The sequence below is a fragment of the Comamonas fluminis genome (assembly GCF_019186805.1).
GTDB classification, from domain to species: domain Bacteria; phylum Pseudomonadota; class Gammaproteobacteria; order Burkholderiales; family Burkholderiaceae_C; genus Comamonas; species Comamonas fluminis.
Map to the genome: position 1 here is coordinate 833,773 of NZ_CP066783.1, position 22,988 is coordinate 856,760.

Sequence of the window (22,988 nt, forward strand, 5' to 3'; positions counted from 1 at the left end):
CACGATTGGAAAGGGAGTCAAGAAGAGTGCGAATTCACTATCTGAGCGCCCAGGGCGTTCTTGAAGTAGAGCAAGGCGCGTTGCGCGAGTTGGAGCGCAGTCTCCCCCGCGACTGGATGGGTTTCGCAGCGTTTAGGCTGCTCGCCAGAGGATCGAAGCTCCCTTTGGATGTGGATCTCTTGATCCTTACTTACAACCGCATTCTTGTCGTCGAGTTGAAGAACTGGGCCGGCGACATCGAATACTCGGCAGGACAGTGGATTCACAAGGGAACGCCAAAGAAGTCGCCAGTAGAAGTCAACGACAACAAGGCACGCGTTCTCAAGGGGTTTATCAAGGACAAGAACTCCGCATTGACGGTGCCCTTCATCGAGAATGTCGTTGTTCTGTGCCACCCGCAATGTCGGCTCGTGCGTTTTCCGGATGAGGAGAGGCGCTTTGTCATGACGCTGGCCGACTTCTGCCACGCGGCCTCAGACCCTGTCCGCTACAAGGCGAAATTTCCCGATACCCCTGTGGGACAGCCATATCGGTCGAAAGATCCATTGCCCGATCGCCAGAAGTACGAGCGAATCTTCTCCAACCAGAGCGAGGGTATTCTTGAGCGCCGCATGGTTCTGCACGGCTTCGAGCAGGCGGACACAACCGCAGACTACGACCACCCGAAGAAAATCTGGACTGAATTCCGTGCTGAGCACCGAGAAAATCGTGGTTCCAAAGCACTGCTGCGCAAGTGGAACTTCCAGGAGTTGGCTGGCGGTGGCACCACGTCCGTGGAGCGACAAACCATCGGGCTGCGCGAACTGCGCTTGAACGAAATGCTGCGCGTGCAGGCGCCAGAACTGCATGCGGACTTGCTGGAGCCAGTGGCGCCCGCCACTGTCGATGATGTCACCACCAATTTCGTCGAGGCATACCGATTACCCGGAAGCATCGAGCGGCTTGCGGAGCATCTCTCGCGTCAACCGAACATGGCGCTTGAGGAGCGGCGTGCGCTGGCACTGAGCATCCTGGCCCGATTCGCAAAACTACACACGCTGGGCATCGCCCACCGGGACATCACGAAGAAAACCCTGTGGGTCATGGAACCGGCTCGCGTGATCCTTTCGACATTCGCTGCCGCTCGCGTCCCCGAGACCTTGACTGTCGGCGTACATCGGTTCGAGTTGGAGACTGGCTCCATCGACCTCCCTGAAGACGACGGTGCTGATGAGCGGAAGTCGTCCAGCGATCCATTCGCCCGCGATGTTTTCCTGCTCGGCGTGCTGGTGTACGAGATGCTGGAACGCAAGGAGTTAGAGCGGGTCAATCGCGTTCCGCTCTACGACGCCAAGCTGCCGCTTCAATTACCAGCCCTCGCCCAATGGTACGAGCGTGCAATGGACTGGGAGCCATCGGCGCGGTTCCGGTCGGCCGTCGAGGCGTTGGATGCCCTAAATGACTGCTTTGCGGTCGAGAGTGGTCCCACAGTATCCGAGTCCGATTTCGATGCGTACCGCACCGAGGCTAGTCCGTTCACTTTGCCGATGAAGGAACAAATCTCGTCGGGCTGCGGCAAGATGGTTTACCTGTCCGAGCGCGACGGAGTCAAGGTCTTGGTGAAGTGCTGGACGAATCTGAAGTACGACCCCAAGTACGGAGCCCGCAACTTGCGGCTCCTTGGATTCCTACAACAAGCGAGATCGTTGCGTCAATCTGGTTTCGATGCCGCTCCGGATGTCCTGGATTTTGGCATGGGGCAGTTCGGCCTGATCTTGGTCACCCGTTGGGTAGAGGGCAGCACCCTGGCGACATGGTTGGGGACAGAGCCCAGCGCACGTCGGCGCGCGGTCGTAGCCTTGTCCCTCTTTAACGCAGTATGCCGATTGCACGCGTTGGGCTTGAGCCATGGGGACTTGAAGGCCGACAACATTGTCATTGCCATGGCTAGCGAAAGTGAGGACGAACGCGCCATCCTGCTCGACGTACCGGACCTTAGCGCCGACGGCGACGAGGGGCTGACAGTCGGCAGTGTGCCACCCGTTTTGGAATCAGCCTCGCCGCAGCATCGCGACCTCTATGCCGTTACGCAAATTGGTCTCGATCTGCTCACGGACGAATTTCCGAACACCCGTAGAGATGCCGAACGTGCGTTCGAGCTTGGAGACGCATTGCCTCCGGTCGAACTCTTGGCCGAGACGCTGAAGGGTGAACTATCACCCCGGATCGATACGGCACCAACGTATTTGGTCTTACTTAGACGTCGTGGCCGCGATGTTTCGCCACCTCTGGACTTGGACAGCAATAACGGCGAGTTCTCAATCGGTGTCGTTCGCGATGAGTATGCAGGCGAGCAACGGTTCATCGTGACAGGTGTAAGGCAGCAGCTATTCATCAAGTTCGATTTGACAAGAAAAATTGCTGTGCATGCGACATTGAAGGAGATTGGCCATCAGGAGTTCGTGAGCGCGTACAAGCGTCGTAGCTTTGTATTGCGCGCGAAAATTCACGTCGCATGGCACGACACAGCCGATGCCACGGCGTTGGGCGAAGACTTGTATGAGCTGTACATCGACAGCCTGCCAGAAAGTGGCGTCCAAGACGCCGGGTGGCGCCGACCGACTATCGATCCCTATGCCCAAGGTGCAACGCGTACAGATGACTCCAGGAGCATCACTACAGGTGAACTCTGGAGCGCTTTGGCCAGCACCGACGACATGAACGGCGCATCCATTACTGTTCGAGCTGGTGCGCGGCAAGTTCCAGAAGGAAGCGGCAGCTGGCTCATTCCCTTCGACCTCGATGGCGGTGTTCTTGACTTCTCCGAGGACGAGCGCATCGAACTGCTCGAACGCGGCCACGACCCGATTGACGGCGGCGATCGCTGGTACACAGTTGGTATCGTCGCGCCAGACATTGGCAAGGATGTCATTCGTGTTCAGCAGACGAGTCTTCGCTTTGGTCCCAAGGAAGGTATATCGCTGTTTCTGCGCGGCGCATTGGAGCGATCGGCATCGGAGCGCCGAGTGGCCGCCATGAACCGGGTTCTGGCGGGTGGCGCACTCATTCCCCGAATCGTTGATTACTTTGATCCCGGCACGGAACTGATGCCATACCGAGCGGAGGTCGCAGACTTGGGAGATTTGTCCAAGTACGAGTTGAATGACCAGCAGGCCGAGGCGCTGCGCACTGCCATCTCGTTCGGTCCGGTGTCACTGCTCCAGGGGCCACCGGGCACTGGCAAGACGAAATTCATAGCGTCCTTCGTGAATCTCGTTCTTTCGCGCGGCTTGGCCAGCAACGTTTTGTTGGTCAGCCAGTCGCACGAAGCCGTCAACAACGCGATGGAGAAGGTGGTTGATCTAAGCATCAAAAGCGGTATGAACGACACGATGGTCCGCATTGGGTTGCCGTCGATGGTTTCACCGCAGCTGAGGCACATTCAAGAGGATGCGCTTCGACAACGCTACCGCGAGGCCTTCGACGCTGAGTTGAAGCAGCGCGTGCGCACCGTGGGCTACGCGATGGGCCTGCCGCAAGAGTACGTCCGAGCCGCAGTCGAGATGCACACGAGCCTCGGGACTCTGCTAGAGCGCATTTGCTACATTGAGCGAGCGCAAAACAACAATGAGGATGGTTCGGAGGCATCTTCGACCCACATACAGCGCCTGCGCGAAGTGTTCGTTGAGATTGCCTCGGCACGATTCGGCATTGAACTCGCATCGACCGATGATCTGGGGGCCGTCCTAGAAGCCGAGTTGGCCGATTTGGCCACTCTGCATGATTCGCCGAGTCCTGCAAAGTGCTTACGGCTCGGTCAGATTGCAAGGCTATCCACCGAATTCTCCCAAGTCCTACGTAATCCGCGTTCGAATTTCACTGCTTTCCTGACACGTAGCGCCAGCGTGGTTGCCGGTACGTGCGTCGGGGTTGGCAAGCACGCGCTGGGCATTGTGGATCTGGCCTATGACTGGGTCATCGTGGACGAGGCTGCACGGGCGTCTCCTATGGAACTCGTCGTCGCGATGCAGGCTGGAAAGCGAGTGCTCATGGTTGGAGATCATCTGCAATTGCCACCAACTTATCCCGTTGCGGTGGAAGAGAACGCTGCGCAGATGCTGGGTATTTCGCGCGGGGAGTTCCGCCGGATGAACAACTTTCAGAGGGCGTTCTCGTCGAACTATGGTAAGGCAGTTGGCCGCACGCTCTTGCGTCAATACCGCATGGCTTCTGCAATCAATCAAGTCGTATCGCACTGCTTCTACAAGAATGCTCTGGAGGTCGGCAGAGACGCGCCCGGCCCCGAGTACGATGAACTGCCTGGCTATCTGGCTAAGCAGGTCGTTTGGGTGGACACCAGCGATCAGGCGCGCAGCGCCTTCCACCGCAGTGCGGGAACGCATGAAGGCGCACTGGAGAACGAAGCCGAAGCCGTGGCAGTCGTTGACATCGTTAGGAGCATTGCCAAGTCAGGCGACTTCCTCCGGCGTGTTCGTGAATTGGATGGAGATACGCACCCACCAATCGGGATCATTGCCATGTATGCCGCGCAGCGAGACCTTGTTCGACGTAAGCTGGAGCAGGCTGACTGGGCTGCAGACATCCGCGACCTGTACAGCGTGGGCACGGTTGATAGCTATCAAGGCAAGGAAAATCGAATCATCATCTTGTCCGTGGTACGCAACGACACTTCAAGGACAATCGGCTTCCTCTCTGACCCCGAGCGTATCAACGTCGCAATGTCAAGAGCGAAGGATCGACTCATCGTGGTCAGTTCATCGGCGATGTGGCAGTCGCATCCAAGGTCACCCATGCACAGCGTGCTAGAGGAAATTAGGAAACTCGCTGCCAGCGACAACGCGGCTTTCGTACCTTCGCAAGATTTAAAGCGGAGCGTTGCCCATGCGTGAGCGCTTCAACACCGTTGCGGTCGCCATTCCGGCGCAGCAGTTTCACGTGCGTTGCCATGTCTCGATCGAACGACAGGTTCCCATAATGACGGACTTCGCCGTTCGGCTACTGCATCTCACTGGGCCGCTTGAAATCAATGCCATGCAGGAGTACTTCGGTCTCAGTAGCAACCAGACCATCGACCTCATCGACCTGCTGCGCAGCGAGGGCCTCGTCGAAGAGTCTGGCGGTCGGTACTCCCTCACATCCTATGCTGAGGGCCGCTTTGTTGGTTCTAGCGATGACCTGCCGAGGTTCACCAGGATCGTTGAACGCCAGAGCAGGCCGGTCTTCGAGCTTCTCTCGTACACGCCCATCCCGAAGGCGCTATCTGGAACGTATTGGGACAACGCACTCGAACTCGAATGGGCATCGAACGACGAGGCGCATGGTCAAACCGTCGAGCGCGCGGAGGCAGCCTTCCATCAGCACTTTCTCGACATCGAGCGTTTTCAGCAAGACGAAGAATGGCGGCGGGCGTTCTCCTGCTACAAGGTGGATAACGTCACGTCCGGGCGGCCTTTCAATGTCCCGCTCCCGGTTCACTTCGAGGTGGATCTCGATGGGAACGTTGAGTTCGATGTTGACACGCAACTTGATCTCCTTCCTGACGAACTGCGTTCGCGGGTTCGGCGACTCACGGCAGATCGTATCGGTAGCCTCAAGGCGCACAGCGACTACTTCAAGGGGTTCGTGGACTTCTTCGAGGACGCGCTCCTGTTGCGATACCTGCCTGTTAGCAGAGCCGACGGGAAGTCGGCGAGCTCTGTCATTCAATCCGGGCACAAGCTGGTCTTGCGCAAGCCTCTGGACTTCGACTTCCAGCGCTATGTACGAGAGGTCCATGGTGGAGCGGACGGTGAGGTCTATGACGATAAGCAGAGTCGCGCTCTGCTCGGCGCCCTCTATATGCCGAAGAACCAGGATCGTTTGGTCGAGGCTCTCTCCGCCGCAGCCGACCACTTCAAGAGGGCAGCCACTGCCGACACGAGCTACCCGCTTGAAATGCTCTGGGTGATTCCCGAAACGGACTTGTGGGGGCGTACTGAGCTTGTGCGCCGATTCATCGAGAGGCTGAGCGCTACCATTGCCAAGGTATGGGGCGAGCCAGTTGAGGTTGTGGGAATTGCCCCTGCGCCTCAAGACGAACCGGTCGAACGCATACGCAAAAGAGGCAATCTTCTCTTGGATGCTGGCTTTAGTAAAGTTTACCTCGGACCGTCGATTGCGAGGTTCGAGCGATTCGAGACGATGGTTTTGCCTGGTGTGTACGGCGCGGCGATGTACCAATGGAAGGTGCCTTCGATGGATGTGCTGAGCGTACCAATAGGATTTGGTACGCACTCTCCGAAGGCACTTCATCGCCTTTCGAAACTTGCGCGCAACGCTGGAGCGAACGCGCTTCATCGCGTCTGGCGTGGCTCAGGCAAGGACGGCGAAGACAGGAAACTGAAATACACGGCGGCATTAGCTTCGGATTTTTTATACCTTGACGACTTTGTGGTGGATTAAGTGATGGTTTCTGCGTTTTGATGCAGCGATTGACAGCCATCCCCGTTTCCCAGGCGATCAACGCGCCGCGCGCTGACAAGTCACCGCTGACCGGTACTTGATGCTGTCGTTACCCACAAACACTTCGGATGCCGCACCAACCAGTAAAGTGTTTTTCTTGCTGGGCTGCTTGAAGTAGGACGGCTCGTCGGTGTCCGCCTGTTCGTCGATCTGGCTGACGCCCAGCCGTTTCGCCATCTGCTTGCCCGTCTGGCGTTTCAGATAGACGGTCGCTTTTTTCTCGCCTTCTGCGGCAGTCACCAGCGCGGCCACCACTTCGTCCCCAAACAGCGATGGTCGAGGGCTTTTTCGTGGGGGTACAAAAAAGCCATCGGCCCCTTTGACCAGCCCGATAGCGCGAAGCCCGGATTCCACTTCATCGGTCTTCAATACCGTTCCGGCTTTGCATTGCAGCAAGGCTTCGAGCTGCTGCACAGTGGCGGGTGCGATAGCGGCGTCGAGCAGCGGCACTGGCATTTGTGCCCACGCCAGGCCAATGCCAAGCACAGCCAGGCCGCCAGCAATCCAGCGACGCAGAGCGCGCAGGTTCTGAATCATGACGAGTTCCTTTCTGAACGACGTTGCAACCTCCACTGCTGGCGTTCCAGCAGGGCTTGAAAATGGGTTTCACCGGGCGCATTCCACTGCGGCCACTCCGGCGGCAGATCGCGCTCGGGGCGCGGCGTCACACGCAAGGCCAGCAATTCCAGCCGCCCCGGAAAATGCCTCAACAGATCAGCGGCCAGGGACTTCTCCTGCCCCACGATGACATTGACGCACAGCAGCAGGTCTTGTGCGGCCTTGCGCAGCTCGGCCGCCAGCTCGGCGGCTTCGGTGGTGTTCATGGATTGCCCCCCTCGGTATCAGGTAACTGCATCCGCAGCCCGGCATATACGACAGCCCGTTCCTCGGGGGCGAAGGCGATGAGTTCTCCGCCATCCCACAGCGGGAAGGTGCAGACCGTTTTCCCCATGCGCAGGAATTCCTGCCGCACGTACTGCGCCAGGGCTTGCAGGTCATGCAGCGCAATGTTTTCTGGTGGCTCAGCCGCAGAGATCACCAGATCGGTGGGCGCCACATGCACCAGCTCCAGGCCCACGCGCTGAAATGCCAGAGCCAGCAGCGAGCGTGACGGCTCCTGGTCAAGGTAGTTCGGCAGGGCAGCAAGCGTTTCTTCATAGTGCAGCGGCTTGCGCTTGGCCATGATGAACTCGCGCAACCGTGCAAACACATCGTCGAGTGCCTGCAGGCCTTTGGTGCTGATCTTTGTGCCGATGTCCCTGTCCTGGTTCAGCTCGCCGTAGGCGTCGCTGGTCAGCCAGGCATGGCGCGCCACCGTGTCCACCACGCAATGCAGGATGTTCTGAGCCAGGCCGTCGGTGCGCTCGACCAGGCCGAACTCGATGGCATCCAGCCCGTTGAGGGTGACCGTGGCCCACAGGCCATTGTGCTCGTCTCCATGCAGGCACTGCGTGGCCATGCCCTGTAGCGGAATGATGAAACCCAACTCCTCCAGCTTGCCCAGCAGCAGCTCGACTGTGGCATTGATGGAGGTCGTTGGCGGGGTGGGCGCAGCGGTGTCCGGGGGCGGTTCGGGCTGTGCTAGTGGCAACCGCCCGCCAAACCGCGCTTCGTACCAGTCACCCAGGATGTCCGTGGCGAGCTCAGACTCGCGCAGGCCTCGGGCCTTGGCTTCGTGGCGGATCGCATCCGCCAGGCGCACGTCCAGCATCCAGTTGGTTTGCGCCATGGCGCCCTGGGCCTTCTTGCGCTCGCGGTAGCGGCGTTGGTATTCGGCGGAGGTCTGCCTGCCGGTTCGTGGACGTGACATGCTTGTTTAATTAACAACACTAGTTAAACTAACTATCCATGAAATTGCCGTTCCACGCAAGCCCATGCTTGTGACAACAATCCTTTTCGGGAGATGAACATGACAGCCAACGATGCCCAGCCCATGAGCCAGAAGCAGGCGGACGCTCTACGTCGGGAATGGGCGTTGCTGCTCAAGATGGGCTACGCCAGCCAATGGACACCAGCGCAAAAGATGGCCCGACAGGTTGAAATCGCCACCCTGCTGCTGCAAGCGGGTCAGGCCTTGCCACGGGGATTGACTCGGCAGGAATTGCTCGCCAGCGTGCCCATCCGCAACGCGGAAGGCGGGCGCTTCTACGTCGATCTGGCAGACATCCCGCAGCCATGGCGGGAGGAATTCTGGGTGGCGCTTCATGGCTCCGGGCGTCCCATCGTCGAGGGGGTGGAACGTGCTGCCTACGCTTGGGACTGGGAGGGTTGGGTGGAGCGCAAATTGCGGACGGGGAGGGCGCCATGATTTACTTCTTTGGCGACACCCACGGCCACTTCCGGCATGTGCTGGAGGTCGTCTCCAGGGATCGACCCGCAGCCATCGTCTTTCTGGGCGATTTGCAGGCGCAGCGACCGCTGGACGTGGAGCTGGAATCCATCCTGGGGCTGACCGAAGTGTGGTTCATCCACGGCAATCACGACACGGACTCGGATGCCGACTATGACCACCTGTTTGGTTCGGCACTGGCAGACAGAAATCTGCATGGCCGCGTCGCCGTGGTCGATGGCGTGCGCATAGCCGGGCTCGGTGGCGTATTCCGGGGGCAGGTGTGGACGCCGCCCGTGGACTGGCTCTACGAGTCATCCAAGGAATTCACCGCGCGCTGCGGCAGGGGCAATCGCTGGCGCGACGGCCTGCCGCGCAAGCACCGCAGCTCGATCTTTCCGGAGGACTACTTTCGCCTAGTCTCGCAACGTGCCGATATTCTGGTGACGCACGAGGCGCCCAGCGCGCACCCGCATGGCTTTGATGCGATTGATGAACTGGCGCGCAGCCTGCGTGTGGGCAAGGCGTTCCATGGCCACCACCATGACTGCCTGGACTACGGCCGCGATCAGGTGCGACTGGGGTTTGCGGCCTTTGGTGTGGGGTTTTGCGGGGTGACCGACATGAACGGCGGTTGCATTCAGCCGGGGAAGTTTGACCATGTGCGGGCAGGGCGCCTGCGGTAAAGGAATGGATGACTTGCCCTACGCCGACAAGGTCGAAATCACGGTGATGGGTGACTTCTGCACTGCGTGCGGTGACAACACACGAAGATGGCTCCGGCATGCAGGTGCAATCCGAAGAACATTTCTTGAAAGATCAAGGTGATTCTGTTCCTGGATTTTGATGGAGTCTTGCACCCTGATGAGGCGTACTTGGTCAAGGGTCGTCCAGTGCTGCGCGCAGAAGGTGCTCTGTTCATGTGGGCACCGCTGCTGGTGGACACGCTGAAAAATTCCCCTGACGTGCAGATCGTCCTCAGCACGAGCTGGGCGCGGGAATTGAGGTTCACGAAGGCACGCAGCTTCCTGCCGCCTGAACTGCAACAGCGCGTCATCGGTGCAACATGGCACAGCCGCATGGCATCCAATGACTATGGCGATTTCCGCACCCGAAACAGAAATACATGGTGGGATCGAGCGACCCGCTATCAACAAATTCGGCGCTACGTGGATAGGGCGCAACTGGAGAACTGGCTTGCCATTGATGATGCCCCTGAGGGGTGGGCAGAAGCTGACCATGGTCGGCTGATCCAGACCGATCCGCAACAAGGGTTGGGCGATCCTGCGGCACTGGCTCGTTTGCAGGGACTTTTGGAATCTGCAACGAGGCAAACACAGCCTCGGCGGATGAACGCGCCAGGCCAGGGCGGTGAAAAATAAGGGCGCATTGCGACTCGTACAACCGTCATTGAATCTGCCGGGCCATCTCCTTGATGACGGTATGCGGAATGGCCCTGACACAGCGGGACTCACCCGCCATCGTGGCTGCCAGCTCAGGGCGTGCATGGGCGATCCTGGCGTTCTCGGCCTCGACCTCGGCATACAACGCTTCAGCCTCGGAAACGATGCGGCTGCGCAAATTCTCCAGCAGGCGCTCGGCCGTGCCTTTGACCAGATTCAGCGCCACACCGGCCTCTAGCAACAGGCCCCGGCGGATGTCCGAGAAGTGCCGCACGCCCAGGATCGGCCAAGCCAATTGGGTTTGCGCAGGCCAGCCGCTTTTGTCGAAGGCCGGTGAGTCATACGTGGCGACGCTCAGCAGGTCGTAGAACGGCGCCAGCTGAACGCCCTCGTGCGACACCAGAAAGCTGAGGTTTTTTAGGTGTGCGTCGCTGTTGCCGACGAGCACGTTGAATACCAGCCAGCCAAACAGTCGCGAGCGCGCCACCGCCGGGCTGCGGCAGGCATTGGCCAGCGCGGCCAGGCTGTCCATGCTGCCTTGGGTGTATTTGAAACTGCGATCCAGCCCCAGCAGCTGGCAGGCGTCGATCGCATGGCGGCGCTGCCAGCCTTGCGCACCGGCAACCCGGTCAAAGCGATCGATCAGGTACACCGGTGACGGCACGTAGCGCCGATGCACCTCAGGCACATCCAGGCCCAGCCGCCTGGCCAGGCGCATCACAAACCATTCGTTGATCACGGAATGCGGGTAGTCCGCGTCCGGGTGATCTGGCTTGAGGATGTGGGTGGAGGGCGTAGCGCCCGCCGGTTCAAACAGTGCGCCATCTTCCAGAACAACAGCCAGCTTGTGCTGCGCACCGGCCAGCGACATGCGCTTGATGGCAGCATGCGTCAGCGGTGACTTGGGCAACTGGCGGATGCGCGCCTGCAGCGCATCGTCCGGCAAGGGGCGCAAGAGCTCGATGGTTTGCGGCGCGGCCTCTGGCGGCAGCAAGGTCACCGACCCGGCGGATTCCGCACCGTACCAGGCCAGCAGGCCAAAGGCGTCCGCTGCATCCAGCCGGGCATCCTTGGCCAGCAGCACCCGCTGATCTTCTTCCGGCAGCAGGTTGTCAAAGTACCACTGCACCGGGCGCTGGCTGGCGCCATCCAGCAAAGGTTGCGCAGACAAGGGAATGTGCGGGCTGAGCGCAAAGCCCTTGGGGTTGGCCAGCCAGTCCGGGGTGTACTGAAAACTCCACAGCCCTGCCACTTCCTGCAAACTGCCAACTTCCTGCTGATTGATCGATGCGCGCAAAGAGCGGCCACTCATGGCTTGCCCTTGTCCTTGTGATTGGCCGGGTCGTTCAGATAAGCCGCCACGCTCTCGGGCACGTCCACCATGACCCGGATGCCCAGGCCCTCCAGCACCTGAAACAGCTTGCCCCACTGCACCGTCTCGCCGCCGTGCTCGATCTTGCCCAGGAAGTTTTCGCTCACGCCGATGCTGCCTGCGGCGTCGTCCTGGCGGATCTTCTGCACCTTGCGGCTGGCGCGCACCACCTGACCGATGGCGGCGGCGTTGGGGATGGGTATGTGCATGGTTAATCCTCGCGTTTGAGAGGATTTTCTATCATGCTGGAGCGTTTGACAACGAATCCTTACGATTGTGTGGATTCTTGGGAATCCGACGCTATGGAAGGATAAATCCTGACAATCTGAGGGATTCGCAATTCTGCATGGCTTGGCTGGTGCCAGGGTAACGCCATCGTTTCAGGCCACAAGACCGCGTGTGGCGGCAACGCGGCAAGTGGCCGCAAATGAAGCGATCACCTTGGACGCAGGAGAGAGCGGTTTTGTCCCCAGGATGCCGCCGTGCCCGATTTCTCCCGAAATCTGACCCAGCGGCCCCATTCTTTGTGCTTCATCGACCAGCACAAAGAATGGGGGCGATTGGCGCTGGGGACAGGTGTTCTTTGTGGCTTTTGCGTCCAGGTGCGGTGCTACAAAGGTGCCACATAGGCGCTGCCAGCGTGCCGCAGTGGTGTTGGGAGAGAGCCTCCATGGTGCTGGAGTGCAGAAAGCGAGGCCTGTCTCTGGCAGCGTGTCGTCAAGGAGCCATGACGGAGCCGTATGTGTGCTCGTTGGGTGCTCTCGTGGTGCTGCCGTGCCCCGTGCCATTTGCGACTTGTGTGTCGTCACGGTGCCGTGAGCGTGCCGTGTGGGTGCCACCAAGGGGGCGAGTTGGTTCATCGCGGTGTCAATTGCGTGCTGCGAAGGAGCAGTTTGGTGTCACCATGGTGCTGGAGTGGTCAGTCAACCAAGTCGATGATGATTCCACCGCAGGTTCAAACGGTCTCATTCGGCTCAAACCTGGTCAAACCGGCTTCAGCCTCGTCAGGCTGGCTTACACTGTGTTCAACTGTCGCCGTTGTCACGGTACGTTTCCGTTCACATGTGCATGGATATTGATATGGACGACCGCTGGCTTTCCGTGGATGAAATCGCTGACTATCTTGGCGTTGCCAGGGACACCATTTACTCCTGGGTCACCTCCAAAGGCATGCCGGGGCACAAGGTCGGGCGCTTCTGGAAGTTCAAGAAAGAAGACGTGGACGCCTGGGTGCGGGAAGGCGGTGCCGCCTCTGGCAGCGACGACTTTGACGACAAGGAGCCGCGCAATGCCTAAGCAGCGCCCCACACAGGACAACAGCGATATGAGTGACCTCGATCTAGAAGCCCAAGCGCCCGAGAGTGCGCTCGAAGAGGGTAAGGTCTTTGACTACATCACTGGCAAGCAAGTCAAAGAAACCGACAAGGAGCGGGTGCGTCAACGCATTGCCCGCGCCATCATTCATGAATACGGCATTGCCGCCGAAGACATGGAGCCGGACTTCAAGGTCAAGCTGCACGGCAAGAACCGCAAGATTGATATTGCCATCTTCAAGCCAGGGCAACCTCACACCGAAGACAACCTCTACCGCGCCGTTGTGGTCGAGAAAGAGCCCAAGATCGGCACCAAGGGCGCTTACCGCATGCGTGACCCGGAAGAGGCGCGCAAAGAGTTTGAGCTGCTCGAAACCGTGATGGCCGAAGTCGATAGCTGCGACTACGGCCTGTGGACTAATGGCCTGGAATTTTTCTTCTTCAAGAAGGAAGTCACCCGCTTCGACACCAAGTTCAAGCCCATCGGTGACTGGCCCCTGGGTGATGACACCTTCAGCGTCGAAGGCCGTTCCATGGGGCGCTTGCGCCGTGCCGAGCCGGAAATGCTGCGCATCGCCTTCCGGCGCTGCCACAACTACATCCACGGCAATGAAGGCATGCCCAAGGACGCTGCGTTCTGGCAGTTTCTGTATCTCATCTTCTGCAAGATGTATGACGAACAGCAGCCCAACGAAGCGCGGCAGTTCTGGGTAGGCGCGTTCGAGCCCTTTGACCCTGCTGGCCGTGAACAAATCCGCAAGCGCATCAAGCCGCTTTTCGAGGCGGTCAAGAAGAAGTACCACGGCCTGTTCAAGGGTAACGAAGAAATCACCCTGTCCGACCGGGCGCTCGCCTTCATCGTTTCCGAGCTGGCACGCTATGACTTTGGCCGCACCGATGTCGATGCCAAGGGCACGGCCTACCAGGAAATCGTGGGCACCAACCTGCGTGGGGATCGTGGCCAATACTTCACCCCCCGTGGCGCCATTCGCCTCGTAGTGCAAATGCTCGCCCCCAAGGAACACGAGCGCGTGCTGGATTCATCGTGCGGCACGGGCGGCTTCCTGGTTGAAACCCTGATCCGGACCGGTGAGCGGGTGAACCGCGAGGGCTCGCCCCCCGGGGCGATCTTGGTGCGCGTGGCGGCCAGCCACTTGCGGGTGGGCACTTTTGAGTTCTTCGCGGCGCGGGAGGAGGAGGTGATGCTTCGGCGGCTGCTCGACTATGCCGTGGCGCGGCATGACCCCGCCCTCGCCAAGCTTTCCGACAAGCCCATTCCGATGCTGGAGGCCGTCTGTGAGCGGCAGGCGCAGCTGATTGCACGCTGGATGGGCGTGGGCTTCATCCACGGGGTGATGAACACCGACAACATGAGCATTTCGGGCGAGACCATCGACTATGGTCCGTGTGCGTTCATGGAGGGTTTCGATCCGGCCACGGTGTTCAGCTCGATCGACCGTCAGGGGCGATATGCCTACGGCCAGCAGCCGGCCATGGCGCAATGGAACCTGGCCCGTCTGGCCGAAGCGTTGCTGCCGGTTCTGGACGCCCGCGATATCGACGTCGTGGAACGGGTGGAACAGGTGGTGGCCGGGTTTGCCGTGCGCTTTGACCGGCATTGGACCGGGCAGCTGCGCGCCAAGCTGGGCTTGGCCGCTGAAGAGCCGGACGACCGCGCCCTGGCGGACGACTTCCTGCAGCTGCTGCAGCGGGAAAAGGTGGACTTCACGCTGGCGTTCCGCCTCCTGTCCGACGCCATCACGGGGCCGGATGCCGCACTGCACGACCTGTTCGGACGGGAGCGCCCGGCGCTCTCGGACTGGCTGGCGCGCTGGCGCCAGCGCATGGCCCGGGAGGGAAGGACCTTGCAGGACTGCGCCGCAACGGCGTGGTCGGTCAATCCCTTCGTGATCCCGCGCAATCACCAGGTGGAGGCGGCGCTGTCGAGTGCCGTGGACGAGGCCGACCTCGGTCCGTTCGAGCGCCTGCTGGCGGTGCTGGGGCGGCCGTACGAGACGGTGGAGTCCGCGCGGCCATTCACGCTGCCGGCCTCGCCCGAAGTGGCCGCAGCCCACCGCACCTTCTGCGGCACCTGATTGGGGTACCCAACGATTTCTGAAAGGAGACTTCGCATGACCACAACGAAACAGGAACCCGGTGTCCTTGGCGAAGCGGCCGCTCCCCTGGGTGTGACCCGGTGGGTGGACGCGTCGGGCCAGGCGCTGGAACACTTCGACCTGGACCGCATGCCCGGCCGGTTCAAGCTCATCTTCTGTTTTCAGGACGCCTGCCCGGGGTGCCATGCGACCGGCTTTCCGGCGCTTGCCCGGGTGGTCGACGCGTTTCGGGGGAGCGACTTCGTCGGGTTCGCCGCAGTCCAGACCGTGTTCGAGGACTTCGGTTCGAACACCTGGGAGCGCATGCTGGCCAATCACTCCCGCTACGCGCTGGGCATTCCCTTCGGGCACGACGCCGGTGACGAACAGGACGGCGCGGGTTCGGAGCTGATGCGCCGCTACCGCAACGGCGGCACACCCTGGTTCATCCTGATCGATCCCGATGGCAGAGTGGTCTACAACCATTTCCGAATCGACGCCGACAAGCTCGTCACCTTTCTCAAGCGGCTGGAAAACGAACCGGCGGCACCGGAGCCTGGGCCCGACATGTTGACTTGGAAAGGAGTGATTCAACTGGTGGAAACGGGCAACCCGACGCCACCGCGCCGAGTTGAGCGCAGCGAAGCCGAGTGGGCCCAACAGCTGACGCCCGAGCAGTTCCGAATCACGCGGCTCAAGGGCACCGAACGGGCGCACAGCTCCTCGATGTGTACGCTGTTTTCGCCCGGGATCTACCGGTGCGTGTGCTGCGGCACTGAACTATTCGATGCGTCGACCAAATATGACAGCCGCAGCGGCTGGCCCAGCTTCACGCAGGCCATTGCCCCGGGTCTGGTGGGCTATCACGGAGACAACAGCCACGGCATGGTGCGGGTGGAGACGACGTGCAACGTCTGCGACGCCCACCTGGGTCACGTGTTTCCCGACGGACCCAAGCCCAGCGGTCTGCGCTACTGCATCAACGCCCTGGCACTGGAGAAAGCATGAGCAGCGAAAAGGTAGGCTTCGCTGGCAGCAGCCAGGGTCTGCTGGTGGGTGTCTTGGAACGCCCGGACCATGCACCGTTACAAGCCCTGGCGGTGTTTGCCCACTGCTTTACCTGCGGAAAGAACTCTCTCGCCGCGACCCGCATCAGCCGGGCGCTGGCTCAGCAGGGCATCGCCACGCTGCGCTTTGATTTCACCGGTCTGGGCGAGAGCGAAGGCGACTTCGGGCGCGGTGGCTTTTCGTCCAGCGTGGCGGACATTGTGGCGGCGGTGCACTGGATGCAGAGCACGATCGGCATGCCTGCACTGTTGGTCGGACACAGCCTGGGGGGGACGGCGGCCATCGCGGCGGCTGCCCGCCTCGACGGCATACGGGCGGTTTGCACGCTGGGCGCACCCGCGACGGCCGACCATGTGCTTCGTCACTTCGGTCCGACCAAGTCCGAAGAGGATGGGCAGATCCAGGTCGACCTGGGCGGCCGGGCGTTCAGGATCGCGCCGGCCTTCATTGAAGAGCTCCAGGCCCAAGCCCACGAGAACCCGGTCAAGGGGCTTCGCGCGGCCTTGCTGGTTATGCACGCGCCAAGTGACGCGGTGGTGGACATCGGCGAGGCACAGGACCTGTTCAAGGCGGCCAGACATCCTAAGAGTTTCATCAGCCTGGACGATGCGGACCATCTGCTCACGCGCCCGGCCGATGCGCAGTATGCGGCTGACCTGATTGGCGCCTGGGCCTCGCGGTTTCTGCCGATGCGAGCCGAGCGAAACGATGCGCCGTCGGACCTTCGTGCGGGCGAGGTGTGGGTGGGGGAGCACGATCACGCCTTCTGGCGATCGATGCGAGCAGGTCCGCACCACCTCGACGCCGATGAGCCCAAGGAAGTGGGTGGTGGCGAACGCGGGCCCGATCCTTATGAACTTCTGCTGATGTCGCTGGGCGCCTGCACGTCCATGACATTGCGCCAGTACGCCAAGCGAAAAGGCTATGCGCTCAAGGATGTCCAGGTCAGGTTGCGTCATGAGCGCGCGCACGCGACCGATTGCCAGGAGTGCGGGGATCGCTCGGGACAGGTTGACCACGTCACGCGGCAGCTCCTGCTGAGCGGACCGTTGAGTGAAAGCCAGCGACAGGACCTGTTGCGCATCGCCGATCGTTGCCCCGTGCATCGAACGCTGGAGAACCATCCGGTGATCACCACCACACTGATTCGGGACTGATCCCAACCACACACAAACGAAGGAGACGGAGCATGAGAGCCATCTGGAAAGGCACCACCATCGCTGAGAGCGATGACATCGTGGAAGTTGAAGGCAACGCCTATTTCCCACACGACGCGTTGCGCCCGGAACATTTCAAACCAAGCGATACGCACACCACCTGTCCATGGAAGGGGCGGGCCAGCTACTACGACGTGGTGGTCGGCGAAGACGTGAACGCTGACGCGGCGTGGTACTACCCGTCGCCCAAGGCTGGTGCGGAGGCGGTGACCGGCAGGGTGGCGTTCTGGCGCGGTGTCGAGGTGCGGCCATGAGCGGGGAACAGAGGTTCGACGCGATCGTGATCGGAGCCGGTCAGGCCGGTCCCTTTCTGGGCGCGACACTCGTTGCCCGGGGTATGAAGGTGGCGCTCATCGAGGAGCGTGACCTGGGTGGTACCTGTGTCAATCGGGGCTGCACCCCAACCAAGACCCTACGCAAGTCGGCTCGTGTGGCTCACATGGCGCGCCGGGCCAGCGAATTCGGTGTGCAAACCGGGTCGGTCCAGGTCAACTTCAGGGCAGCGATGGAGCGCATGCAACGCCGGGTGGAGGAGGCTCGCTCTGGCCTGCAGGCCTGGCTGGGCCAGTTGGAAGGACTCACCATCATCAAGGCGCGCGGTCGCCTGGCGGGCCGTGACGGCGAACAGTTCGTGGTGCTGGCCGGCGAGCATCAGCTGGTGGCGCCCAAGGTGGTGCTGAACACCGGCACACGTCCCTTTGTTCCGCCGGTGCCTGGGCTGGACGAGCTGCCGTTCCTGGACAACGAACGGCTGTTGGCGCTGCGTGAATTACCGTCCAGGCTGGTGATCATCGGCGGTGGATACATCAGCCTGGAGATGGCTCAGATCTTTCGGCGGCTGGGAAGTGAGGTTGCCATTCTGGAAACAGGGCCCCGCCTCACGGCCCGCGAGGACGAGGACATTGCAGCCGCTGTGACCGGAATGCTGACAGCGGAAGGCATCGAAGTGAACACCGGCGTGCGCATTGAGCGGGTCGGCAAGGCGGACAACGACGCTGGCGTGCGGGTGCAGTTGGCTGGTGGCCGCAGCGTGGATGGCAGCCACCTGCTGGTGGCCACCGGGCGAATACCGAACACCGACTGTCTGGGCCTGGAAACGGTGGGCCTGGAGGTCAGTGCGCGAGGCTACCTGGTCACCAACGACCGGCTCGAAACCGCGGTTCCCGGCATCTGGGCGCTGGGTGACATCAATCAGCGCGGGGCCTTTACCCACACCAGCTACCACGATCAGGACATCGTGGCGGAGAACCTGGCCGGAGGGCAACGCAGCGCCGCCGCGCGCGTCGGCATTTATGCCATGTTTACCGATCCTCCGCTGGCCCACGTCGGTCTTTATGAGGCCGACGCGCGAAAACTCGTGACCGAAGGGCGACGCATTTCCCAGGCGGTTCACGCCATGAAGGACGTCAGTCGCGCGAAGGAAGAAGGCGAAACCGTGGGCAAGATCAAGCTCCTCATCGATGAGGACAGTGGTCATTTCCTCGGAGCGACCATGCTCGGGATCCAGTCGGACGAGATCATCCAGGCGATCGGTCTGGTGATGGCCAGTGGCGGCACCTGGAAGGTGGTCCGGGATGCATTGCCCGTTCACCCGACGGTCACCGAGTTCCTGCCCACCATCATTGATCGACGCAAGCCCTTGACCGCAAGTCCTGGGTGAGCCGGAGGACCCACACCATGCCCATCAACCGCTCATTCAGCGGCCGCAATCGCGATGTCCACAACCACGGCGGTCGACTTCCGCCAGGACAGTCCCTGACGGAAGGTTTTCCCGTGCTGACTGCGGGCCCCACCCCAAAAGCCTTGGCGCTTGGCGATTGGCGCTTGACCTTGAAGGTCGGTGTGCGGCCGGTTCGCGTTTGGACCTGGAGCGAATTCCAGGCCCTGCCCCAGACCGAGCAGGTGGTCGATATCCATTGCGTTACCACCTGGTCGAAATTCGACACCCGCTGGCGCGGTGTGACGTTGGACACCTTGTTGCAGGCGGCCGGACTGGAAGCGCCCACGCCTTGGGTGTTGGCGCATTCTCAGGACGGCTACTCCACCAACGTGCCGTTGGCCGATCTGACACAAGGGCGCGCAATGATCGCAACGCACTACGACGACCGACCGCTCGCGCCCGAGCACGGGGGACCGGCACGCCTGTTGGTGCCGCATCTCTACTTCTGGAAGTCGGCCAAGTGGGTCAATGCGCTGCAGTTCAACGAGCGCGACGAGGCCGGGTTCTGGGAACTGCGGGGCTATCACATGCGAGGCGACCCTTTCAAGGAAGAGCGCTATGGATGAGGCTGTTGGTCAACACCGGCTGAGCTGGCAGACCGCACGCATCGATGCGTTGCAGGCACTGACTCCACGCGTCATGCGGGTGGTGCTGCGTCCTGACAGATGGGTTCGCCCGAGGCCGGGCCAGCATTTGGATGTCCGACTGACAGCGGAAGACGGCTATCAGGCACAACGGAGCTATTCACTCCTCTCACCTCCTCAACGTACCGGGCTCTATGAGCTTGGCATTGAGCGTTTGGACGATGGCGAAGTATCCACCTGGTTTCACGACAAGGCCCAGCACGGCGAAACGATTGAAGTCCTCGGACCGGTTGGAGGTCATTTTGTGCTTGACGAGTCGAACACACGACCAGCCTTGCTGATTGGGGGAGGATCTGGCGTCGTTCCCCTTTTGTCCATGGCAGCGCAACGCGTGGGTGCATACAGCCAAGCGCATACAACGCTGTTGGTTGCCGCACGCCATCTTGACGAAGTGTTGCTCTGGCCCACCCTGCAGCGATGGGAAGCGTTTACGCCGCGGTTTCGCAGCCGACTGGCGCTCTCGCGGGATACCTGTGCCCCGCGCGCACAGGACCACGTTGGCCGCATTGATGGAGCCGATGTTGCTTGGGCATTGCAGCAATTGGGTGATGTGGCGACCGAATCTGCGCAGGTTTTCATCTGCGGGCGTAATGACTTTGTCGAGTCCATCGTTCATATGGTCACCGGGCTAAATGTGCCCGAGGTCTCCATCCGCACCGAGCGCTTCGGAAGTTGACTCTCTTTTTTCTCATCTGCCGTGACCCTAACCCGATACGTCTCTGTCCGTTCGCGCAGCGAACGTCTGTGTGCCCCTCTGAGTGCCGAGGACCATGTTCCCCAACCGGTTTCCGACGTCAGTCCGCCGAAGTGGCACTTGGCCCACACCACGTGGTTCTTCGAGACTTTTGTCCTCGCGAAACAACAGCCGGACTATCGACTGTTCCATCCTCTGTATGGCTACCTGTTCAACAGCTACTACGAATCGGAGGGCGCTCACCTGGCACGCCCGCAGCGAGGGAGCTTGAGTCGCCCGACGGTGGCTGAGGTGATGGCGTATCGCGCGCATGTGGACGAGTCCATGCGCCGTATGCTGAAGGAACCACTGGAGCCCGCGGTCGCGGCCTTGGTAGAGCTGGGCATGCAGCATGAACAACAGCATCAGGAGTTGCTGATCACAGACATCAAGTACATCCTGGGCCACAACCCATTGCATCCGGCGTATGACCCTCTGGGCATCGGTCCCCAAGATGTGACGGCCGAACATGATGGAACCTGCCCACCACTGGACGATTGGCTTAGCGTCGAAGGGCAGACGATTCGCATGGGCCACCAGGGGCCAGGGTTCGCCTTCGACAACGAGTCGCCATCGCATTTGGCGCTCATTCAAGGAGTAGACATCCGTGTGGCGCTAGTCACCAATGATGAATACCTTCAGTTCATGCGCGACGGAGGATATCAGCGCCATTCGCTCTGGCATGCGGAAGGCTGGGACTGGGTGCAAACGCTTAAATTCCGTGCGCCGATGTACTGGCAGCCCGACCCTAACCAGCCTGACGGATGGGGTCATTACACGCTCCAGGGGGTGATGCCGCTGACCAGTCAGGCACCAGTCACGCATGTCAGTTACTACGAGGCACACGCTTTCTGCGATTGGGCGGGGTGGCGATTGCCCACCGAGTTCGAGTGGGAAGCAGCGGCAAGCCGGTTCGACTGGGGGCGTCGATGGGAATGGACGCGCAGTGCCTATCAGCCCTATCCCGGTTTTGCCCGCAGCGAGGGCGCAGTGGGCGAATACAACGGGAAGTTCATGGTGAACCAGCAGGTCTTGCGCGGAGCGTCCTGGGCCACATCGCCGGGCCACGCCCGTTTGACATACCGGAACTTCTTTCACGCTCCGTTGCGTTGGCAGTTCACGGGCATCCGTCCTGTTCGCTCGCGGGAGTCCGCATGACTGATCGGGACAGACTGACGGAGCATGTTCTGCAAGGGTTGACGCGACCACAGAAGGCGCTCTCATCCGCTTGGTTCTACGACGATGAGGGCTCGCGCCTGTTTCAGCAGATCATGGCGCTGCCCGAGTACTACCTCACACGCCTTGAGCACGAGCTGCTGCGCTCACGCGCGGATGAGCTTTCCCGGTGGATAGATCCTCGGTGCAGCCCGATCGATCTGATTGAACTGGGCAGCGGCGACGGGGCCAAAACGCTGTCGCTGTGCCAGGCACTGGCGCAACGTGAAGTGGATTGCATCTACAGGCCTATGGATGTGTCCGCACACGCCCTAGCGGATCTGAGCCGCCGCTTTGACACGTACCTCCCCCGCATGGCCATCGAACCGGTGCTGGGAGACTATTTCGAGCATTGGCCTCAGATTGCCGAAGGGCGACGCCAGGTTGCAATGTTGCTGGGCAGCAATCTGGGCAACCTCGACGAACACGGTGCCGTCAAGCTGCTGCAGCGGGTGCATTCGCATTTGCGCCCGGGTGACCTTGTGCTGCTTGGTCTGGATCTGGTCAAGGACCCGGCCATGTTGCGCGCAGCATACGACGATTCACAGGGCGTGACCGCTGCGTTCAATTTGAATCTGCTGACGCGGTTGAATCGCGAGTTGGGCATGGACTTCGATCTGACGAAATTTCGGCACTACGCCAGCTACTGTCCGCTGGAACACGTGGCCAGAAGCTTTCTGGTGAGCCAAGTTGACCAGGTGGTCCACAGCAGAACCCTTGACCGAGGGTTTGTATTCCATGCCGGGGAGACCATCTATACAGAGCAATCCCAGAAATACTCCCTGGCTTCAATCGAACACCTCGCACGCCGAAGCGGGTTTGACAACACCTGCACCCTGACCGACCCCCGAGGCTGGTACGCCATCACCGTCTGGCACCGGCTACCGTTCACCCCAACGCAACAAACGTCGACCTGAAAAAGGAGTCCTAATGAGCAACAAGACCCATCTGCGCCAGACCATGCTGGACCTTGCCGAAGGGCGCCTGCGGTTTGCTGAACAGACCTATGCGCAATACCTGGTCGGTGCGGCGGGCCGCGGAGATGAACCCAGTGAAAGCGATGCGGCGTCGCGGGCCGTCAACAATGCCGCTCTGGCGCAGGCGTTCGAATGCCCCATTCACGATCATCAGGAGGCCCTGGAAGTCTTACGTCAGATCGATTTCGGTCCCCGGGATTCGGTGGAGACAGGCGCCGTGGTTCGCATCGACGGGCGTTGGTTCGTGATTGCGGTTGCTAGCGATGCCTTCCAGTGCGACGGCAACACCTACATGGGAATTTCCACCCAGGCGCCCATCTACGCAGCGATCGCAAATGCCCGAGCCGGTGATGTTGTCAGCTTCCGGCAACGCGAACTGCACATAGAGGAAGTCTTGTGA

At 60.8% G+C, this 22,988-nt stretch carries 21 protein-coding genes; 16 read left to right on the forward strand and 5 right to left on the reverse strand.

The features are described from left to right. Positions 1–26 precede the first annotated feature (26 nt). Positions 27–4,889: an AAA domain-containing protein gene (locus JDW18_RS04155; protein WP_218242481.1), complete on the forward strand. Its 4,863-nt coding sequence runs from the start codon at positions 27–29 to the stop codon at positions 4,887–4,889. Continuing rightward, positions 4,882–6,441, forward strand: a complete 1,560-nt coding sequence (locus JDW18_RS04160) for a hypothetical protein (RefSeq protein ID WP_059401741.1) — start codon at positions 4,882–4,884, stop codon at positions 6,439–6,441. Before JDW18_RS04155 ends, JDW18_RS04160 begins: the two co-directional genes overlap by 8 nt. A 57-nt stretch (positions 6,442–6,498) precedes the next feature. Here the strand turns inward: JDW18_RS04160 and JDW18_RS04165 are convergent, their stop codons facing one another. Genes JDW18_RS04165 through JDW18_RS04175 form a run of 3 tightly spaced genes read right to left on the reverse strand, consistent with a single transcriptional unit; the run spans position 6,499 to position 8,311 of the window. Continuing rightward, entirely contained in the window at positions 6,499–7,038 is a 540-nt protein-coding gene (locus tag JDW18_RS04165; protein WP_059401742.1) for a hypothetical protein, read from the reverse strand. Next, positions 7,035–7,325, reverse strand: coding sequence for a hypothetical protein (locus tag JDW18_RS04170; protein ID WP_059401743.1), 291 nt, complete (start codon positions 7,323–7,325; stop codon positions 7,035–7,037). The genes JDW18_RS04165 and JDW18_RS04170 overlap by 4 nt, the downstream gene beginning before the upstream one ends. Further along, entirely contained in the window at positions 7,322–8,311 is a 990-nt protein-coding gene (locus tag JDW18_RS04175) for a hypothetical protein (protein WP_059401744.1), read from the reverse strand. The genes JDW18_RS04170 and JDW18_RS04175 overlap by 4 nt, the downstream gene beginning before the upstream one ends. Positions 8,312–8,410: 99 nt before the next feature. Between JDW18_RS04175 and JDW18_RS22525 the strand changes: the two genes are divergently transcribed. The 3 genes from JDW18_RS22525 (at position 8,411) to JDW18_RS04190 (ending at position 10,212) form a co-directional block, all read left to right on the forward strand. Continuing rightward, entirely contained in the window at positions 8,411–8,809 is a 399-nt protein-coding gene (locus JDW18_RS22525) for a hypothetical protein (protein ID WP_246610271.1), read from the forward strand. After that, the gene (locus JDW18_RS04185; protein WP_218242482.1) at positions 8,806–9,516 is read left to right on the forward strand and encodes a metallophosphoesterase family protein; all 711 of its coding nucleotides are present in this window, start codon (positions 8,806–8,808) and stop codon (positions 9,514–9,516) included. Before JDW18_RS22525 ends, JDW18_RS04185 begins: the two co-directional genes overlap by 4 nt. A 138-nt stretch (positions 9,517–9,654) precedes the next feature. Then, on the forward strand, positions 9,655–10,212 hold the full coding sequence (locus JDW18_RS04190) for an HAD domain-containing protein (protein WP_218242483.1): 558 nt from the start codon (positions 9,655–9,657) through the stop codon (positions 10,210–10,212). A gap of 25 nt (positions 10,213–10,237) precedes the next feature. On the opposite strand, the gene JDW18_RS04195 is transcribed toward JDW18_RS04190, so the two are convergent. Both JDW18_RS04195 and JDW18_RS04200 read right to left on the reverse strand, forming a co-directional pair. Continuing rightward, positions 10,238–11,545: a HipA domain-containing protein gene (locus JDW18_RS04195; protein ID WP_218242484.1), complete on the reverse strand. Its 1,308-nt coding sequence runs from the start codon at positions 11,543–11,545 to the stop codon at positions 10,238–10,240. Beyond that, entirely contained in the window at positions 11,542–11,814 is a 273-nt protein-coding gene (locus JDW18_RS04200) for a helix-turn-helix domain-containing protein (RefSeq protein ID WP_218242485.1), read from the reverse strand. The genes JDW18_RS04195 and JDW18_RS04200 overlap by 4 nt, the downstream gene beginning before the upstream one ends. Positions 11,815–12,685: 871 nt before the next feature. Here JDW18_RS04200 and mads1 point away from each other — a divergent pair. The 11 genes from mads1 to JDW18_RS04255 all read left to right on the forward strand — a co-directional run bounded on the left by mads1 (position 12,686) and on the right by JDW18_RS04255 (position 22,988). After that, the gene (gene mads1, locus JDW18_RS04205) at positions 12,686–12,901 is read left to right on the forward strand and encodes a methylation-associated defense system helix-turn-helix domain-containing protein MAD1 (RefSeq protein WP_054254674.1); all 216 of its coding nucleotides are present in this window, start codon (positions 12,686–12,688) and stop codon (positions 12,899–12,901) included. A gap of 28 nt (positions 12,902–12,929) precedes the next feature. Further along, on the forward strand, positions 12,930–15,014 hold the full coding sequence (locus JDW18_RS04210; RefSeq protein WP_218242486.1) for a protein adenylyltransferase SelO family protein: 2,085 nt from the start codon (positions 12,930–12,932) through the stop codon (positions 15,012–15,014). A 567-nt stretch (positions 15,015–15,581) separates the two neighbouring features. Beyond that, positions 15,582–16,022: a peptide-methionine (R)-S-oxide reductase MsrB gene (gene msrB / locus JDW18_RS04215; RefSeq protein ID WP_034054008.1), complete on the forward strand. Its 441-nt coding sequence runs from the start codon at positions 15,582–15,584 to the stop codon at positions 16,020–16,022. After that, positions 16,019–17,239, forward strand: a complete 1,221-nt coding sequence (locus tag JDW18_RS04220; protein ID WP_008647313.1) for a bifunctional alpha/beta hydrolase/OsmC family protein — start codon at positions 16,019–16,021, stop codon at positions 17,237–17,239. The genes msrB and JDW18_RS04220 overlap by 4 nt, the downstream gene beginning before the upstream one ends. A 32-nt stretch (positions 17,240–17,271) precedes the next feature. Next, positions 17,272–17,553 carry a DUF427 domain-containing protein gene (locus JDW18_RS04225; protein WP_034053981.1) on the forward strand — a complete coding sequence of 94 codons (282 nt, stop codon included), beginning with the start codon at positions 17,272–17,274 and terminating at the stop codon, positions 17,551–17,553. Next, positions 17,550–18,959 carry a mercuric reductase gene (locus tag JDW18_RS04230; RefSeq protein WP_008647310.1) on the forward strand — a complete coding sequence of 470 codons (1,410 nt, stop codon included), beginning with the start codon at positions 17,550–17,552 and terminating at the stop codon, positions 18,957–18,959. Before JDW18_RS04225 ends, JDW18_RS04230 begins: the two co-directional genes overlap by 4 nt. 17 nt (positions 18,960–18,976) lie before the next feature. Beyond that, entirely contained in the window at positions 18,977–19,585 is a 609-nt protein-coding gene (locus JDW18_RS04235) for a sulfite oxidase-like oxidoreductase (RefSeq protein WP_008647302.1), read from the forward strand. Then, positions 19,578–20,339, forward strand: coding sequence for an FAD-binding oxidoreductase (locus JDW18_RS04240; protein WP_042797684.1), 762 nt, complete (start codon positions 19,578–19,580; stop codon positions 20,337–20,339). The genes JDW18_RS04235 and JDW18_RS04240 overlap by 8 nt, the downstream gene beginning before the upstream one ends. Before the next feature lie 21 nt (positions 20,340–20,360). Then, positions 20,361–21,554: an ergothioneine biosynthesis protein EgtB gene (gene egtB / locus JDW18_RS04245; RefSeq protein ID WP_218242487.1), complete on the forward strand. Its 1,194-nt coding sequence runs from the start codon at positions 20,361–20,363 to the stop codon at positions 21,552–21,554. After that, entirely contained in the window at positions 21,551–22,528 is a 978-nt protein-coding gene (egtD, locus tag JDW18_RS04250) for an L-histidine N(alpha)-methyltransferase (RefSeq protein WP_034053995.1), read from the forward strand. The genes egtB and egtD overlap by 4 nt, the downstream gene beginning before the upstream one ends. A gap of 13 nt (positions 22,529–22,541) precedes the next feature. Next, positions 22,542–22,988 carry a hypothetical protein gene (locus JDW18_RS04255; RefSeq protein ID WP_218242488.1) on the forward strand — a complete coding sequence of 149 codons (447 nt, stop codon included), beginning with the start codon at positions 22,542–22,544 and terminating at the stop codon, positions 22,986–22,988.

What these genes read in the sequence shown, in the direction of transcription:
- JDW18_RS04160 (WP_059401741.1), top strand. Translation starts at nt 4,882, where the DNA reads ATGCGTGAGCGCTTCAACACCGTTGCGGTCGCCATTCCGGCGCAGCAG.
- JDW18_RS04165 (WP_059401742.1), bottom strand. Translation starts at nt 7,038, where the DNA reads ATGATTCAGAACCTGCGCGCTCTGCGTCGCTGGATTGCTGGCGGCCTG.
- JDW18_RS04170 (WP_059401743.1), bottom strand. Translation starts at nt 7,325, where the DNA reads ATGAACACCACCGAAGCCGCCGAGCTGGCGGCCGAGCTGCGCAAGGCC.
- JDW18_RS04175 (WP_059401744.1), bottom strand. Translation starts at nt 8,311, where the DNA reads ATGTCACGTCCACGAACCGGCAGGCAGACCTCCGCCGAATACCAACGC.
- JDW18_RS22525 (WP_246610271.1), top strand. Translation starts at nt 8,411, where the DNA reads ATGACAGCCAACGATGCCCAGCCCATGAGCCAGAAGCAGGCGGACGCT.
- JDW18_RS04185 (WP_218242482.1), top strand. Translation starts at nt 8,806, where the DNA reads ATGATTTACTTCTTTGGCGACACCCACGGCCACTTCCGGCATGTGCTG.
- JDW18_RS04195 (WP_218242484.1), bottom strand. Translation starts at nt 11,545, where the DNA reads ATGAGTGGCCGCTCTTTGCGCGCATCGATCAATCAGCAGGAAGTTGGC.
- JDW18_RS04200 (WP_218242485.1), bottom strand. Translation starts at nt 11,814, where the DNA reads ATGCACATACCCATCCCCAACGCCGCCGCCATCGGTCAGGTGGTGCGC.
- mads1 (WP_054254674.1), top strand. Translation starts at nt 12,686, where the DNA reads ATGGACGACCGCTGGCTTTCCGTGGATGAAATCGCTGACTATCTTGGC.
- JDW18_RS04210 (WP_218242486.1), top strand. Translation starts at nt 12,930, where the DNA reads ATGAGTGACCTCGATCTAGAAGCCCAAGCGCCCGAGAGTGCGCTCGAA.
- msrB (WP_034054008.1), top strand. Translation starts at nt 15,582, where the DNA reads ATGTTGACTTGGAAAGGAGTGATTCAACTGGTGGAAACGGGCAACCCG.
- JDW18_RS04220 (WP_008647313.1), top strand. Translation starts at nt 16,019, where the DNA reads ATGAGCAGCGAAAAGGTAGGCTTCGCTGGCAGCAGCCAGGGTCTGCTG.
- JDW18_RS04225 (WP_034053981.1), top strand. Translation starts at nt 17,272, where the DNA reads ATGAGAGCCATCTGGAAAGGCACCACCATCGCTGAGAGCGATGACATC.
- JDW18_RS04230 (WP_008647310.1), top strand. Translation starts at nt 17,550, where the DNA reads ATGAGCGGGGAACAGAGGTTCGACGCGATCGTGATCGGAGCCGGTCAG.
- JDW18_RS04235 (WP_008647302.1), top strand. Translation starts at nt 18,977, where the DNA reads ATGCCCATCAACCGCTCATTCAGCGGCCGCAATCGCGATGTCCACAAC.
- JDW18_RS04240 (WP_042797684.1), top strand. Translation starts at nt 19,578, where the DNA reads ATGGATGAGGCTGTTGGTCAACACCGGCTGAGCTGGCAGACCGCACGC.
- egtD (WP_034053995.1), top strand. Translation starts at nt 21,551, where the DNA reads ATGACTGATCGGGACAGACTGACGGAGCATGTTCTGCAAGGGTTGACG.
- JDW18_RS04255 (WP_218242488.1), top strand. Translation starts at nt 22,542, where the DNA reads ATGAGCAACAAGACCCATCTGCGCCAGACCATGCTGGACCTTGCCGAA.